This window comes from Thalassoroseus sp. (assembly GCF_984380535.1).
This window is the reverse complement of record NZ_CFHRBF010000021.1, coordinates 179,855-194,752: the sequence shown is the minus strand read 5'-3', so window position 1 is coordinate 194,752 and position 14,898 is coordinate 179,855. Positions and strand designations below refer to the sequence as shown.

Below are 14,898 nucleotides of genomic sequence, written 5' to 3'. Positions count from 1 at the left end.
CGGCCATCGTGGGCTGAACTTCGCCATGGAGTGTTCGCACCATCAACTTGGCCGCTTCCCGACCCCGCGCTCGCTGATCCAAATGCGGATTGCTGCGGTACGCGATCAACGCATTCACGCTGTCGGCCATCTGACGAGACAGGTTCGCATGGGCATCAATCGTGCCGATGATCGGCAGTTCTGGGCCGAGTTTCTGACGAAGCATGGCCAGCCAATGCCCATCGGCGTCGGAGAATTTCTCACTTACCGTCGCCCCATGAGGCGCGACCAGCAAACCGTCGAGTTCACCGGCTTGGCTCAGCGAGGACGTCATTTCCGCGAGGAGGTTTTCGAACGCATCTGCGGTAATCGTTCCCGAAGGCAACGCCCGAGCGGCAAAAATCGGCACGGCTTCGAACTTCGCCTCGTCCAATCCGGCGAAAAAACCGCCGACTTCGTGATGGGCTTCTTGCCATGCATTTCGCATTGCCTCACTCGTCTGGAATGTCCAAATCTCAAACATCTCCGACGTCGTCGGTTGTGGGACGAAGGTATTCGACTCGTGCAGCAACGCAATGATGCCAACGCGCATGAAACTTGGTCTCAGTTAGAGTCGCAAATCGGGGACGTTTTTTGGCGGATGGGGATGACAGCGAGCGGTGCGTTACAGCATAATCACAAGCCAACGTTGATGCGATGTCTCCCACCCGAGAAACTTTGACGAGGCTCCCAACTGATGACGAATGCGACTCCAGACACCATTACTCTGGATATGATGCGAGAGTGTTTCTATTCGGCCGTGGTCTGCGATGCGCTCGACGCACATGGGTTTCGCAACCAATCGCCACGTGTGCCGTTGCCACCTTGGACGGTGGATGACGTGCTCATCGGGCGTTGCAAAACAACGCTGTGGGCGGACATGTTCCACGAAGACCCCGACCCGTACGCACTCGAGTTGCAAGCCGTCGATAGTTGCCAACCGAATGATGTGTTGATCGCGGCGGCGGGTGGTTCCACACACTCAGGGATTTGGGGAGAGTTGCTTTCGACAGCGGCTCGGAACACGGGTTGCGTGGGATCGATTATCGACGGAGCGGTGCGGGACGTGCAGAAGATGCGGGCGATGAAATATCCCGTTTTTGCGCGGAGAACGTGCATTTACGACAGTCAGCATCGGCAACGCGTCATTGATGTGGACGTGCCGGTGGAAATTGACGGTGTGAAGTTCTCGCCCGGTGATCTCGTGGTGGCGGATGTCGATGGTGTGGTTGTGATTCCGCAGGAAATCGAGACCGAAGTCGTCCGCGCTGCTTGGGAGAAAGTGCACGCAGAGAACATCACTCGCGACGCCATTCAAGACGGCATGAAAGCTACCGAAGCCTGGAAAAGATATGGCGTGCTATGAAAACGCGAACGCCACTGAAATACGATCAGTGGCGTTCACGATTCGTCTTACTCAGCAGGTTTCATCGGATTGTCGGGATCTTTAGGGAGTGGCAGTTCGACGCGTTGACCCGTCCAAGAAGACTGGTAAATCGCCAGGATCAATTCCACGCTCTTGCGGCCTTCGTATCCGTCGACGACAGGGTCTTGACCGGCGTCGATCGCTTGCAGCAAATCTTCGAACTGTTTTTGGTGGCCGACGAAACTAATCGCTTTCGGATCGCTCGCGCCACCGGTTCCACCTTGGGCGGCGAACTTCTGACGGATTTCCTCGTCTTCCGGCGTTTCGTCTTCGAAGGTCCAAAGGAGGATACTGTCTTGCTCGACGATCACTGAGCCTTTCGTCCCGTGGATTTCGGTCTTCTTGAGCAGCCCGGGAAACGCGCTCGTCGTCGCTTCAAGCACCCCAACCGCGCCGGATTTGAACTTCACGCAGGCGACACCGGTGTCTTCAACTTCGATGCGTTCGTGAGCCAGCGTATCGGTGAGTCCACAAACTTGGGCCACGTCACCCATGAACCAATACAGCAAATCCACGTTGTGAATTGCCTGGTTCATGTAAGCACCGCCGCCGTCGAGTTTCCAGGTGCCCCGCCATCCGCCGCTGTCGTAATATTCCTGCGACCGCCACCATTTGACGTAGGTGTCGCCCATGGTCAGTTTGCCGAAGCGACCATCGGTGATCGCCTTCTTCAACGCCATGTTCGCTGGGCTGAAACGGCTGGGCATGATCGTTGCGAGTTTGACGCCGTTCTTCTCGCAGGCCTGGATGATTTGATCACAGCGATCCAGTGTGATTTCCAATGGTTTCTCGACGACAACGTGTTTGCCGGCATTCGCCGCTGCCACGGCTGGGTCCAAGTGGACACCGCTAGGCGTGCAAATGGTGACGATGTGCACATCCGGATTGGCCAACATCTCGCTGAGATCGTGATATGCTTTGCAGCCACGTTCCTCGGCGAACTTGTCGGCAGCCTCGGCTCGCATGTCGAAACAGGCGACGAGTTCCGCGTTCGGGATGTGGGCGATGGCTTCGGCGTGGAAGTTCGAGATCATCCCGCAGCCGACGATTCCAAAGCCGTGAGGCATGGGTGGGTTCCTCTTCGGTGGTATTCGAATTTGGTTCGCCGCGATTCTCTCGCGTCACGGCCCGAATGACAACCCAACGCCGACCGGAAGCCCCGATTTTGCGGTTTATCAAATAAGCGTAGCCGAAAAAAACCACCTAGTAGTCGCGATGGTTGAGAATTCCCTCGCCGTGCAACGAACCGGCGGAAGTAACGAGTTTGAGATAAACATCTGGTTCGATGGAATCGCTAATCGGTCGGGCGGCACCGTCACAGAATGCGAAGTGTACGATGTCTTGATGATTCGACGCTGGCCGCATGAAGCTACCGGTGCTGGACACATCCGCATTGATCGCCGAGTCGCCTAGGTCATCGACGCCGGTCCAATCAAGAATCGTGTCGGCTCCGGTACCACGATTATGTAATGCTGTGGAACCGAATTTGACATCGTCGGTATCGACAGCAAAAATCAGCCCGTACAAGGATGCGGTAGCCCAGCTGCCGGTCGTGGATGCCAATCCTTGCCGAGGGCTGGCGTTCTCGCCGAGCAACAGCGTATTGCTGATGCCATCACCCTGTGACACAAAGTTGAACCCCATCCGCCGTTTGTCCTCGAACGCCTTTCCACCGGAACCACAAATCGAATTGCCGGAATCATTCTGCCAAATCACACCGGTGGCGTAACCCAATCGACTCGATGCGTTGCTATCAAGATAATGGGCGATCACGCTTGCGGAGTGGTGATTTACATTGCAACTGCCGCTGTCATAAAAGATGCCGCCGTTAGCGACATACGTCAGGCCGTTCGATTGACGTGCCCGTGCGATATCATCGGGACAAGTGAAAACATCGAGCCAGACTTCGGTGTCGGTCGACGTGTTGATCGCGCCATCTTCGCGAACTTGCCGAGCGACACCGGCCGCGTCCAAGTCATCGAGAAGGTGAATCGGCCATGTGCTGGTCACATCCCCCGCAAGGTGTGTCGAATTTTCGACCGCGTGGGGAAGTTGGTCCCCATGAGCGCTGGCATCGTTGATCATTGCCAAGGCGATATTACGAATATTGTTCAAACACTTCAGTCGTCGGGCAGACGCGCGAGCACTTTGAACCGCTGGGGCAATCAACGAGATCAACACCGCAATGATCGAAATGACAACGAGCAATTCGATCAATGTGAATCCACGACGATTCAGATGGAGATTGAATGACACTGACATCACAGAACCGATTCCCAATCGAAAGGCAGATCGAGCTGAGTACTTATCATACGTCGACTGGTCGCGAACGCGAATGAAAGTGAAATAATTTGTGGTTTTTTCATTTCCGGTTGCACGACGGCTTTGGTCTTGAAGTCTGTCGGCGAGTTCGTTGAACTATCAAAATCCCGATTCTTCGATTGTGAAACCAGGTGCAATGGAAAAGACGTTAATCATCGGTTTGGAAGTTCACGTTCAATTGCTCACGCAAACGAAGCTGTTTTGCGGTTGCCTGAATCGCTTCAATCCCGATCACCCCAACACACAAACGTGCCCGGTTTGTCTTGGTCTACCGGGAGCGTTGCCGGTGATGAATCGCAAGGCCGTCGAGCTGGCGATGAAAGCCGGTCTCGCTCTGCATTGTGAGATTTCCGCGTTCACCAAGTGGGATCGCAAGCAGTATTACTATCCCGATTTGCCGAAGGCGTATCAGATCAGCCAATACGATTTACCGATCTGTCACGACGGCTACTTGGACGTGACCTATACGCTCAATGACGAACCCCGATCGTCGCGGGTTGGGATCATTCGGGCGCACCTCGAAGAGGATGCCGGGAAGAACTCGCATGATGAATCGGGACGTGGCGGAGACAGTCGCGTCGATTTGAACCGTTGTGGCACACCGCTGTTGGAGATCGTTACAGAACCCGACATTCGCTCCGCTGCCGAAGCAAAAGCGTTCCTCGAAGAAATGCGATTGTTGATGACGTACTTAGGCGTCTCGGATTGCAACATGCAGGAAGGTTCTCTGCGGTGTGATGCGAACGTCAACTGGCATATCCCGCAAGCCGACGGGCACATCGCCGCCACGCCGATTACAGAAATCAAAAACCTGAACACCTTCCGTGGCGTTGAAGCGGCCATTCATTACGAAGCATATCGGCAACTCGAAGAATTCGAACGCACCGGACGGAAGTTGGGTGATCCTGGCGTCACGAAAGAGACGTGGGGTTGGAACGCCGATCGTGGAGAAACCTATCTGCAACGCGGCAAAGAAGACGCCAGCGATTACCGGTACTTCCCCGATCCCGACCTGCTGCCGGTTACGATCACCGCCGAAGAAACACAAGCGGCCCGCGAATCCCTTGGCGAGTTGCCCGCCGATCGTCGTCAACGCTACGAAACCACCTGCGAACTTTCGCCATACGATGCCGGCGTGATCATCGACCAGGGACCGGCCTTTGCGGATTACTTCGACGCCGTCCTCAGCGAGTGTGGCGACAGCAAGCAAGCCGCCAACTGGTGCACGCAGGACGTGCAACGCGAACTCAACGATCGGCAAATTTCGATCACGGAATTCCCGATCAATGCTGTTACACTTGGCACACTGCTCAAGCGGGTGGTCGATAACAAGATCACCACGACAAGCGCGAGAGAAATCTTCGGAGTGCTACGCGAAGAGGAACCGTCCGACCAATCCGGCAAACGTGTCGACGAGTTAATCGCCGAACGTGGTTTGGAGATCGTCTCCGACACAGGCGCTTTTAGCGGAGTGATCGATAAACTCATCGCGGACAATCCCCAAATCGCCGAAGACGTCCGCGGCGGCAAACAACAAGCCGTCGGCCCACTGATCGGTCGAGCCATGAAAGAACTCAAAGGAGCCGACCCCAAAGTCGTGCGTTCGATGCTGATCGAACGCATTGTGAACGGCGGGTGAGTAACGTAGTAACGTAGGCTGGGACAAGTCCCAGCATTCTCGAATGTCAAAACGCAATCGAAAGCTGGGTTACGCTTCGCTAACCCAGCCTACCTACTTTTTGATGATGAACTTCCATGTCACCAATGGATTTTCTTGACTGGTTACCGACGATTATCTGGTGTTCGATTGGGCTTGGACTCGTCAGTCTCGTTGCACGAATCGTCACGCTTGAATGGTTGCCAAGATGCCCCATCTGTAACCAACGCGGATACAAAGAAATCTGTGCCGTCAGTTCAATGCGGGGCGTAGATGCTCTAAACGCCACGGACGCAGAGATGAATTGGCGTGAAATTCGACGCTGCAAACATTGCCGAGTGCATCGCATGAATGGTCCGGGCGGACGGCAAGACTTGTCTTGGAACAACTGGCGACGTGAAGTGTCAAGAGTGATGCGTGATGACAGACGGTGATTTTACCAATGGATGCAGTCAAATCTGATATCTTGCAAAGTCATCTAAAGGTGAGCTGTGAGCCGTGGTGAGCGATCGTCGAACTTCGAATAAAGCACGGCTCACAGAGCCGTGGCACACGTGGATTGGAATCAGAACGTCTTCAGTAACGTAGGCTGGGACAAGTCCCAGCATTCTCGCATGTCCAAACGCAATCGAAAGCTGGGTTACGCTTCGCTAACTCAGCCTACTTACTGCAACCTGGGGATAGAAGATGGAGAATAGAGGATAGCGAGTTGGAATTGGCTGCCATCCTCGATCTTCCATCCTCCATTCTCAGTCCCGATGCGATTCGGTTCAAAATGTCTCAGGAAACTCGGTTCGCTCAAAACGTCTTCAGCAAACTGACTGCGAGCCAGTGGGCGTTGACGTCGAGTGAGCCGTTGTTGAAGTCGCCGCCGACCAACGCACTTTGGCCGATGTTTTGCTCGTCACCGAAGCTGTACTGGTAGCCGGTGTTGAGTTGCCAACTCTTGATGCAGGTCGAATACCCTACCGAAACGGCGTGCTGCAGAATTCCGTCGGTGTACGGGGTGAGGGTGTTGTCCGGCACGGGGCTGTCGTGATAGACATAACCGAGTCGCCAGATATCACCACTCTTGGCGAAGTACTCGTAACCCAACCGCACGGAAACGTTGTCATCCCAGTTCTGTTGAACGGAGTCCGTAATCGTCGGTGGCAAAGCGGCGGCGAGCAGCGGGTTATCGGGATTCGTGAACTTGAAATTGATGCTGTTGAACGCCGACGACCAGTCGTACCAAATCACATCAGCCGACACGCGGTGACGCTCTGCAAAGAGATGCGTGATCCCGGCACCAACCGATTGCGGATAGGTTTGATCGACTTCCGCATCAAACCGCGAGAACACCGGCACTGGAGCCAAACCCGCGATGCGAGCATCCAATTGGCCGTCCATCGAGAAATCACTTTCGCTGGTGTAGCTCACCCCGATCATCGTGTTTTCACTGACGTGGTACTGGGCACCAAGCGACCACACCAAAGCGGCTCCGTCGGTTTTCAGATCGAACAACGTCGGCACGCCCGCGAGTACACCGGTTTGCCCGGTGAATGGACCTTCGAGTTCCAGATGATTGAGTCCCACACCGAGCGTGGCACCGATGCTGAGATCGTCGGTCACTCGGTAAGCCAGGCCGGGGGTGATTTTCGTCACGACACCCATCGCCCGGTATTGTTGCTTGCCAAAGATAGGATTGACCAGGTCCCAATCCGTGCCGAAACCAGCGGGCATGAAAATCCCGATCCCAGCGGCCCAACGTCCGTCGTCGCTTTTGAATAACGCGGCTCCATGCGGAAGCGGTCGGCCGTTGGGTTCGTCGCCAACGTTGCTGTTCTCGGGATCGGAATAGCGTTGATCGGTGATCAGCACATCAATCCCGGCTTCCAACAGCACGTTGCCCGGCATGTTCAAAATACCGGCGGGGTTATCGAGGAGGACGGCACCGTTGTCGAAGTGGGCGATGTTCGTACCACCACGACCAATCGAAATCGCCCCGACACCGTCGCGAATCAGCCCATCAGCTATGGCCAATGATGGAACCGCCAAACCAATCAGCGCGAGGACGCATCGCATCATGCGAATTTGAGACATCAAAAACTCCATTTCCAAAACAAGCCCGCGAACCTCTCGCTGTATGCGTGGGTTGGGAAAATGAACGCAGAGAGGAATCGACAATTCGACACTGTCTCTCTATCGACTTGGTCAAATAACAAACATGACGCCCCCAGAAAGACTAGGGAAAATACGCAATCGAGGTGACTATTCGGTTTAGGGAAACGTTGACGTTTACAACGGATATTCCGGTTTCGGCTGAATCACATGGAGGAACCGTCCGATAAAGTGAAGGAAGTCTCAAAATTTGAAGACGACTACGGAGCGCGTATGAGTCCTTGTGAGTCCTGTCATGCAGGTTGTTGTCGGGCCTTCGCGGTTCCAGTAACCGGCGCGGACATCCTTCGAATCGAACGACAATTCCAACTGGGTTTTGGAGATTTCGTTTGTCGTTGGGCCGATCCGGACGGGAACATTGCCCGGAATTACGCTCCCCAGTTCCATTTTGCGGATGAACCGGAGACGCCGTTTGTCATCTGCCTTCGCCACACAGCGAGCGAGTTTTTCCCACGCACCACGAAATGCCGATTCCTATTGGAAGGCGAGCCAGACGCCGAGAACCCGTTAGGACAGGCACGCTGTGGAATTCACGCTGCTCGTCCGGGGGCTTGCCGGGTTTTCCCGACGAAACTCAACGAAACCGGTGAGTTGGCTGTCATCTACGACGTCCCCGAAAACGGACGTCCAGCAGAACCGGCTGCCACTTACAGTCTCTGCCCACGTCCTTGGGAACCGACCGACATCGATACCCTGACCGGAATTCAGGACCTTGTTGTCGCCCGTTACGAGATGGGTTTCTTCAAGCAACTGGCGAATCTCTGGAATCGAAAACCTCGGGAGTGGAGTTTGTTCCCGGAGTTTCTGCGATTGGTTTATGAAAGCCGCGTGCTGAAAAACACGGAAACCGACGACGAACCACCACAAACCATTCCGTTTCCCACGCCGTCACACTCTTCGCAGCAACGTGTGGCTTGACCAACCGCATCTCGCCGGGAATCATGGCTCAGCAATTGAGTTTCACCAGGTTTCCGAAAATCGGGCAGCGGAATTGGCATGCGGAATCTTCGTCTAACACTCGCATACGACGGCACAAACTACGTCGGTTGGCAGGTTCAGCCGAATGGCGTCAGTGTGCAGTCGGTCGTCGAGTCGGCAATCACCAAACTGACGGGGGAAACGATCCGCGTTCTGGCGGCTGGCCGAACGGACTCCGGTGTGCATGCATTGGGGCAGGTCGTCAATTTCCCTACAAACTCACGAATTCCCGCCGAACAATTCCGACGCGGTCTTCAGAATTTCTTACCGGATGATGTCGTCGTCCGTGAGGCTGCCGAGGTGGCTCCCGATTTTCATGCGACCTATTCCGCAGTTCGCAAACGTTATCGTTACGTGATTCTCAATCGTCAGATCAATGACCCGTTTCTCGGTCGATTCGTATGGTCGGTCCGGCAGCGTTTGGACTTTGAGCGGTTACAACAGGCATCACGACATCTCATTGGCACATACGACTTCCGGTGCTTCGAATCGCATTGGCCGAATAAAGCCACAAGTATCCGAACTGTATTCGACGCCCGTTGGGGGCGTGCCACGACCTGGTCCATGTGGGAACCGTCCGCGGTCAGTCAATCGCCGAGCAAAGCCGAAGACACCGGTGCGTTTCTCTGGTTCGAAATCGAGGCTGACGGGTTTCTCTACAACATGGTGCGAGCAATCGTCGGGACCCTGATCAAGGTGGGACGCAGTCGCTGGGAGCCAGAACAAGTTCGGACCATCATCGAAAATCAAGATCGCAGCCAAGCCGGTGAAACGGCACCGGCCTGTGGACTCTACCTGGTAAACGTCGAATATCCTGGCGAGGAATCGATCAATCGTGATACCGATTGAGGTCCCAATCTTTGGCCAAATCCGTCAGGGTTTTCAGTGTCTCGGGATTGTGACTGCATGCCATGATGCCGGTCATGCGTAGCATGTCGGCTCGGTCATCGTTCCAAAGCTCAAGGAAATCGGTTGGCTGACCGGTATCGGCACGGACGGAATCACCACCGAGAATCCGAGCAATGTGCAGAGAGACCGGGAAGTCGTACACATTCGGCGTGTGAATCAACGAACCACCAAATTCCCCGCGGGCGAATAACTCGAAAATGCTGCCGGGCATCTCATCGGCGACCACACCTTCCAAACCGGCGTCAGTCACCGCTTGCGCTTTCGCAGGGTCGTCATCAATGAAGCCAATCAGATAGATCTTTTTCGAGTCGGGCCGCGTTGCTGGATCAATAGGTGTCATCGATCGCAACACTTCCGAAGCAGGCCGAGTCGGATCGTCGGCTCCGCAAACGACACGATCGCCGACCGCTTCGACCCATGTCCCATGCTCGCCGGTTTCGGGGATATAGACGAGTGAATAATGAACCGTTTCGTCCGATCGCAACAGCAACATCACAGCCCAACCGTCGCCGCTTCTGTCGCGGTATTGCTTGGTGCCGTCAATCGGGTCGATCGCAATCGTAAATTCCGCGTTGGTGGCGAATTTATCGAGATCACCCGTAAATTCCTCGGCCTCCAGACGACACTCACGGAACAACGGCGACGTGTCTCGCAGAGCAGCCACGATCAATTCCTGTACAGACAGGTCAGCTAGAGTGAGGGCGTCGGTATTGGAACTTCCGGAGGTTTTCCCCGAGACGCTGATGTCGAATTGCCGAAGCCGTTTCGCGACCGCTCCCGCCCAACGCAGAACTGGCGGCATATGCGTGGACAGTGCGTCCGTGAGTTCGGTCAGGTTCATGACTCGTTACTTTTCGCTGTTTGTGTTTCCAGAAATTCGATGACTCGGGCAGCGACGTCGATCTCGGTCGCTTTGGCAAAAGCCCGCCAACCGGGAACCGCGTTCACTTCGATGACCCACCCGGTACCGGTGCGATCATACAGAATATCCACGCCAGCGAAAGTCGCCCCAACGGCCTGGGCTGCTCGCAAGGCCCATTCGCACTCTCGATCGGTCGGGTCGTGTCCTTCAACTGTCCCCTGACGAGCGACATTCGTGCGAAAGTCCGTTGGGTTTCGGCGAATCATACCGCCGATCACGGCGTCATCGAGTACCATGACCCGCACGTCATATCCCGGATGGTCGACATACCGCTGAAGATACAGGACGGCTCCCAATCTCGCCAACGTGCGAAAGGTACGAATCGCCAAGTCCGGGTCGCTCACCCGGCAAATTCCACGCCCCTCCGACCCGAAAATCGGTTTGACGACGACATCCCCTCCCAAGGCTTCCAGGGCAAGCATTGCCGCATCGACGTCTTCGCACACAATCGTTGCAGGCACGGGCAATCCCGCTTCCGCCAATCGGGAAGTTGTTAGATATTTGTCGACGGCACACTCGATCGTTTTCGGAGAATTGAGAACATACGCGTCGGCTGCCAATTGAGCCAATGCGTCCATCCGAAAGACCACTTGCTCCAATGTTCCCGGCGGCATCGTGCGGACGATGACTGCATCGAACTGAGTGAGATCAACGTTTTCGGAACATACACTGGGTCGGTTAATTCCCACACTGGCGACAATTTGCGGGAAATCAATCCGTGTCGCACGATGCCCGCGTGAGTCTGCAGCCCGTGTCAAATCGGCGACGTACCAACTACCTTCATTCCCCAGAACCCCGATCTGCATGAAGTGCCTCAACAACGCCCGAACCGTTTGCCTCAGTCGAAACCAGTCGCCAAAAAAACTCGCAAACTAGATCACTGAGGAAACACCAGGAGTCTTGCCTTTCGACGGCCGATTGGTTCGTCGTGGAGAGATCGCCGCAAGAACAGTCGCACATACGATACATGCAACGCTAACGATGATCGCTGCAATCCAACTTGCAATCTGAACACCTTCATGAGTGGTGTCTTGAAGTGAAACGGCCGCGAATGCGGAAACCGGAACCAGACACCCCATCGCAAATGCGATCCAGATCCGTCCGTACCCGGTTGCCTGTCCGTCCTGCTGGAGTTCGGTGAGAAATGGTTGTATCACGTCAGCATCGTGACTGTTCGCAATTCTCTCGAGAGCTTGCATTCGTTCTTCGTGAAGGAGATTGCGGTGAATCCGCTTCATTCGAAGCACCAACGCGAATGGTGGCATGCCAATCAGAAAGACCATAATCGCCGCTCCGCAGAGCAAAACGGCGGGTTCGTCAAGTAGTCCACTTCGAAGGAATTCTTCGATCCCAGTCATTATGGTATTTCCCAAGGAGACGCGATCTGACGAGAGTGACACATTTCAATTATACGTGCACTAGCCGAAAAAGATCACGGAAATGCGATACTCGTCTTCTGAGAAACAAACAAAGCAGCCGAGGAAAATCCATCGACTGCTTTGAATGATTCGTTAAGCGATTGAACGAAACTTACTTGCTCGACAACGCGATTTGAGCAGCAGCAAGACGAGCAATCGGAATCCGACGTGGAGAACAGGAAACGTAGTCCAAGCCGATCGAGTGACAGAACATGACCGAAGCGGGATCACCACCATGTTCGCCGCAGATACCGATCTTGAGATCGTTCCGTGTTTTGCGACCGCCTTCGACACCGATTTTCATCAGTTTGCCCACGCCGTCTTGATCGACGGTTTGGAATGGGTCGGCAGGAACGATGTCGTTCTCTTTGTAGTAAGGAATGAACGAACCGTAATCGTCGCGGCTCATGCCGAGGGTGGTTTGCGTGAGGTCGTTGGTTCCGAAGCTGAAGAACTCGGCACCTTGGGCGATCTCATCGGCACACAATGCGGCCCGTGGAATTTCGATCATCGTACCGACCATGTATTCGATTTCGCAGTTCTTCTCTTCGAAGACAGCGTCGGCTTGTTGACGAACGATCTTTTCTTGGTTGCGGTATTCGCTGAGGAAACCGACGAGCGGAATCATCACTTCCGGGTGTACGTCGATGCCATCGGCTTTGACGTTGCAAGCAGCTTCGAAAATCGCCCGAGCTTGCATCGCGGTGATTTCCGGGTAAACAACACCCAGACGACAACCCCGGTGACCGAGCATCGGGTTGAGTTCTTCCAACTCGGCGACGCGACGGTGAATGTCTTCGACAGACTTGCCGGTCATTTCGGCGAGTTTCTCGTCCAACCCGGGTTCTTCTTCCAAGTGACGATCCGAGAGGAACTCGTGCAACGGCGGATCGAGCAGACGAATCGTCACCGGACGACCAGCCATCGTGCGGAACAAGCTCTCGAAGTCTTCCCGTTGGTGAGGAAGAATCTCATCAACGGCTTTCTTCCGAGTCGCCACATCTTCCGCAAGGATCATCTTCCGCATGGCTTCGACTTTGTCGAAGAACATGTGCTCGGTTCGGCACAGACCAACACCTTCACAACCGAAGGCGACGGCTTCTTCGGCCACTTCGCCTGGTTCGCAGTTGGCACGAACCTTGAGTTTGCGGTATTCGTCGGCCCAGCCCATCAGCTTAGCGTAGCGTTGGTAAGTCGGGGACTCTTCCGGCTTCATATCGCCTTCGAGCACTCGCATCACTTCACTAGGCGAGGTGTCGATTTTGCCTTCGAAAACTTCGCCGGTGAAACCGTCGATCGTGATCCAATCGCCTTCTTTGAGAACTTTGTCTCCAGCGGAAACGGTTCGGTCGGCGTAGTTGATGCTGAGTTCATCGGCACCCACGACGCAGGCTTTCCCCATCTGACGGGAAACCAACGCAGCGTGTGAGGATGCACCACCTTGGGCGGTCAGAATCCCTTTGGAAACTCGCATCCCCCGCAAGTCTTCCGGGCTGGTTTCTTTACGAACCAGCATCAGAGCGACATCGTTGTCTTCGTTGTACATCGCTTCCGCTTTTTCAGCGGAGAGCACAATTTTCCCAGTCGCTGCCCCTGGACCCGCGTTGATGCCGGTCGTCATATGACGGCCTTCATCTTGCGCGGCCTTTTTCACGGCGGGATCGAAGATCGGTTGCAGAAGTTGGTTCAAGTCGTCCGCAGGGATCCGACGTTTGTTGCCGACGGCTTCTTTGGCGTCGATCAAACCTTCTTCGACCAAGTCCACCGCGATCCGAACAGCGGCGAAACCGGTTCGCTTAGCGTTCCGTGTTTGAAGCAACCAAACTTTGCCCCGTTGCACGGTGAACTCGATGTCTTGCACGTCTTTGTAGTGCTTTTCGAGTGTCGTTGCGATTTCGTTAAGTTGTTTGTACGCATCGGGCAGATCGGCTTCGAGTTGTGTTTCGATTCGCTTCGGAACACGAATCCCGGCCACCACGTCTTCGCCTTGTGCGTTGATGAGGTAGTCGCCACAGAAACCGGGATCGCCCATCGAGCAATCGCGGGTCAGACCCACACCGGTGGCACAATCGTCGCCCAAGTTACCGAACGCCATCGCTTGCACGTTGGTCGCGGTGCCCCACTCGTGAGGGATGTTGTATTGACGACGGTACACGACCGCCCGGTCATTTGACCAACTGCCGAAGACGGCACCGATTGCCCCCCAAAGTTGATCCATTGGATCGGTCGGGAACTCTTTGCCGAGGGTGTCTTTGACGACTTTCTTATAGTCGGCGACGATGGCCTTCAGTTGATCGACGGTCAATTCGTGATCGTAGTGCACGCCCGCTTTTTCGCGGTGTTCTTCGAGGATCAGTTCGAAGCGGTCTTCGCCATCGGCAGTGCCGGGCATTTGCATCACGACGTCGCCATACATTTGGATGAAGCGACGATAGCTGTCCCAAGCGAACCGTTCGTCGTTCGCTTGCTTAGCGAGCGCGTTCACGGTGTCTTCGTTGAGCCCGATGTTGAGGACGGTGTCCATCATCCCCGGCATCGACTCCCGTGCCCCAGAGCGGCAGGAAACCAGCAAGGGGTTTTCGGTGCAGCCGTACTTGGCGCCCATCGCCTTTTCGACTTTTTTCAGGGCGTCTTCGACTTGGTCTTTCAAGCCGGGTGGGTATTGTTGGTTGGTATCGTTGTAGTAGACGCAGACGTCGGTGGTGATCGTGAACCCGGCGGGAACGGGAATGCCGATGTTCGTCATTTCGGCGAGGTTAGCACCTTTACCGCCGAGGGTTTCCTTCATCGTCGCATTGCCGTCGGCTTTTCCGTTACCAAAGTAGTAGACGTGCTTCTCAGCCATTCCAAAAGTCCTTGTCGCGTTAAGTTTTTCGCGAGTTCCAAGTGCCGGGTTAGATGCCAGTTTTCGGCCAAAATTGACCAAACGAAACCGAAACGCGGGCGCAAATCGGACGCTCCGCGCAGATTTGTTGGTCACGCGACGTGGAAGCTAACAGCGCACTTCCAGACCGTCAAGCGACCGGGCGAAACCTGCCAGTTTCATGCATCATGGGACTTCGATCGGTGTCGCCAGGGACGAAGGTAG

At 55.0% G+C, this 14,898-nt stretch carries 12 protein-coding genes; 4 read left to right on the top strand and 8 right to left on the bottom strand.

Annotation, left to right across the window (positions count from 1 at the left end; translation table 11 throughout):
• Positions 1-571: M81 family metallopeptidase (locus AC5DDB_RS25575; RefSeq protein ID WP_491742596.1), on the bottom strand; the 571-nt coding region annotated here is incomplete at its 3' end.
• Positions 572-715: 144 nt separating this feature from the next.
• Here AC5DDB_RS25575 and AC5DDB_RS25570 point away from each other — a divergent pair.
• Complete coding sequence (locus AC5DDB_RS25570; protein ID WP_491742595.1) at positions 716-1,384, top strand: RraA family protein; 669 nt, start codon at positions 716-718, stop codon at positions 1,382-1,384.
• Positions 1,385-1,431: 47 nt separating this feature from the next.
• Here the strand turns inward: AC5DDB_RS25570 and AC5DDB_RS25565 are convergent, their stop codons facing one another.
• Together AC5DDB_RS25565 and AC5DDB_RS25560 are read right to left on the bottom strand one after the other, a co-directional pair.
• Complete coding sequence (locus AC5DDB_RS25565; protein WP_491742594.1) at positions 1,432-2,511, bottom strand: Gfo/Idh/MocA family protein; 1,080 nt, start codon at positions 2,509-2,511, stop codon at positions 1,432-1,434.
• A 136-nt stretch (positions 2,512-2,647) separates the two neighbouring features.
• Entirely contained in the window at positions 2,648-3,706 is a 1,059-nt protein-coding gene (locus tag AC5DDB_RS25560; RefSeq protein WP_491742593.1) for a DUF1559 family PulG-like putative transporter, read from the bottom strand.
• Positions 3,707-3,902: 196 nt separating this feature from the next.
• On the opposite strand from AC5DDB_RS25560, the gene gatB reads away from it, so the two are divergent.
• Positions 3,903-5,405, top strand: a complete 1,503-nt coding sequence (gene gatB, locus AC5DDB_RS25555; protein ID WP_491742592.1) for an Asp-tRNA(Asn)/Glu-tRNA(Gln) amidotransferase subunit GatB — start codon at positions 3,903-3,905, stop codon at positions 5,403-5,405.
• Positions 5,406-6,221: 816 nt separating this feature from the next.
• Here gatB and AC5DDB_RS25550 read toward each other — a convergent pair.
• Entirely contained in the window at positions 6,222-7,505 is a 1,284-nt protein-coding gene (locus AC5DDB_RS25550) for an OmpP1/FadL family transporter (RefSeq protein ID WP_491742591.1), read from the bottom strand.
• Between the two features lie 291 nt (positions 7,506-7,796).
• On the opposite strand from AC5DDB_RS25550, the gene AC5DDB_RS25545 reads away from it, so the two are divergent.
• Positions 7,797-8,501, top strand: coding sequence for a YkgJ family cysteine cluster protein (locus tag AC5DDB_RS25545; protein WP_491742590.1), 705 nt, complete (start codon positions 7,797-7,799; stop codon positions 8,499-8,501).
• 78 nt (positions 8,502-8,579) lie between these two features.
• Positions 8,580-9,410, top strand: a complete 831-nt coding sequence (gene truA, locus AC5DDB_RS25540) for a tRNA pseudouridine(38-40) synthase TruA (RefSeq protein ID WP_491742589.1) — start codon at positions 8,580-8,582, stop codon at positions 9,408-9,410.
• On the opposite strand, the gene AC5DDB_RS25535 is transcribed toward truA, so the two are convergent.
• From AC5DDB_RS25535 to ppdK, 4 genes are all read right to left on the bottom strand, one after another.
• On the bottom strand, positions 9,391-10,311 hold the full coding sequence (locus tag AC5DDB_RS25535) for an inositol monophosphatase family protein (protein ID WP_491742588.1): 921 nt from the start codon (positions 10,309-10,311) through the stop codon (positions 9,391-9,393). The genes truA and AC5DDB_RS25535 overlap by 20 nt on opposite strands.
• Positions 10,308-11,198: an ATP-grasp domain-containing protein gene (locus tag AC5DDB_RS25530; protein ID WP_491742587.1), complete on the bottom strand. Its 891-nt coding sequence runs from the start codon at positions 11,196-11,198 to the stop codon at positions 10,308-10,310. Before AC5DDB_RS25530 ends, AC5DDB_RS25535 begins: the two co-directional genes overlap by 4 nt.
• A 66-nt stretch (positions 11,199-11,264) precedes the next feature.
• A complete protein-coding gene (locus tag AC5DDB_RS25525; RefSeq protein ID WP_491742586.1) occupies positions 11,265-11,750 on the bottom strand; it encodes a phage holin family protein in 486 nt (161 codons plus the stop codon).
• A 172-nt stretch (positions 11,751-11,922) separates the two neighbouring features.
• The gene (ppdK, locus tag AC5DDB_RS25520) at positions 11,923-14,655 is read right to left on the bottom strand and encodes a pyruvate, phosphate dikinase (RefSeq protein WP_491742585.1); all 2,733 of its coding nucleotides are present in this window, start codon (positions 14,653-14,655) and stop codon (positions 11,923-11,925) included.
• Between the last annotated feature and the right edge of the window lie 243 nt (positions 14,656-14,898).

Bases quoted from the DNA above. Each gene is read 5' to 3' on its own strand.
- AC5DDB_RS25565 (WP_491742594.1), bottom strand. From the start codon at position 2,511: ATGCCTCACGGCTTTGGAATCGTCGGCTGCGGGATGATCTCGAACTTC.
- ppdK (WP_491742585.1), bottom strand. From the start codon at position 14,655: ATGGCTGAGAAGCACGTCTACTACTTTGGTAACGGAAAAGCCGACGGC.
- AC5DDB_RS25550 (WP_491742591.1), bottom strand. From the start codon at position 7,505: ATGTCTCAAATTCGCATGATGCGATGCGTCCTCGCGCTGATTGGTTTG.
- gatB (WP_491742592.1), top strand. From the start codon at position 3,903: ATGGAAAAGACGTTAATCATCGGTTTGGAAGTTCACGTTCAATTGCTC.
- truA (WP_491742589.1), top strand. From the start codon at position 8,580: ATGCGGAATCTTCGTCTAACACTCGCATACGACGGCACAAACTACGTC.
- AC5DDB_RS25535 (WP_491742588.1), bottom strand. From the start codon at position 10,311: ATGAACCTGACCGAACTCACGGACGCACTGTCCACGCATATGCCGCCA.
- AC5DDB_RS25570 (WP_491742595.1), top strand. From the start codon at position 716: ATGACGAATGCGACTCCAGACACCATTACTCTGGATATGATGCGAGAG.
- AC5DDB_RS25525 (WP_491742586.1), bottom strand. From the start codon at position 11,750: ATGACTGGGATCGAAGAATTCCTTCGAAGTGGACTACTTGACGAACCC.
- AC5DDB_RS25530 (WP_491742587.1), bottom strand. From the start codon at position 11,198: ATGCAGATCGGGGTTCTGGGGAATGAAGGTAGTTGGTACGTCGCCGAT.
- AC5DDB_RS25545 (WP_491742590.1), top strand. From the start codon at position 7,797: ATGAGTCCTTGTGAGTCCTGTCATGCAGGTTGTTGTCGGGCCTTCGCG.
- AC5DDB_RS25560 (WP_491742593.1), bottom strand. From the start codon at position 3,706: ATGTCAGTGTCATTCAATCTCCATCTGAATCGTCGTGGATTCACATTG.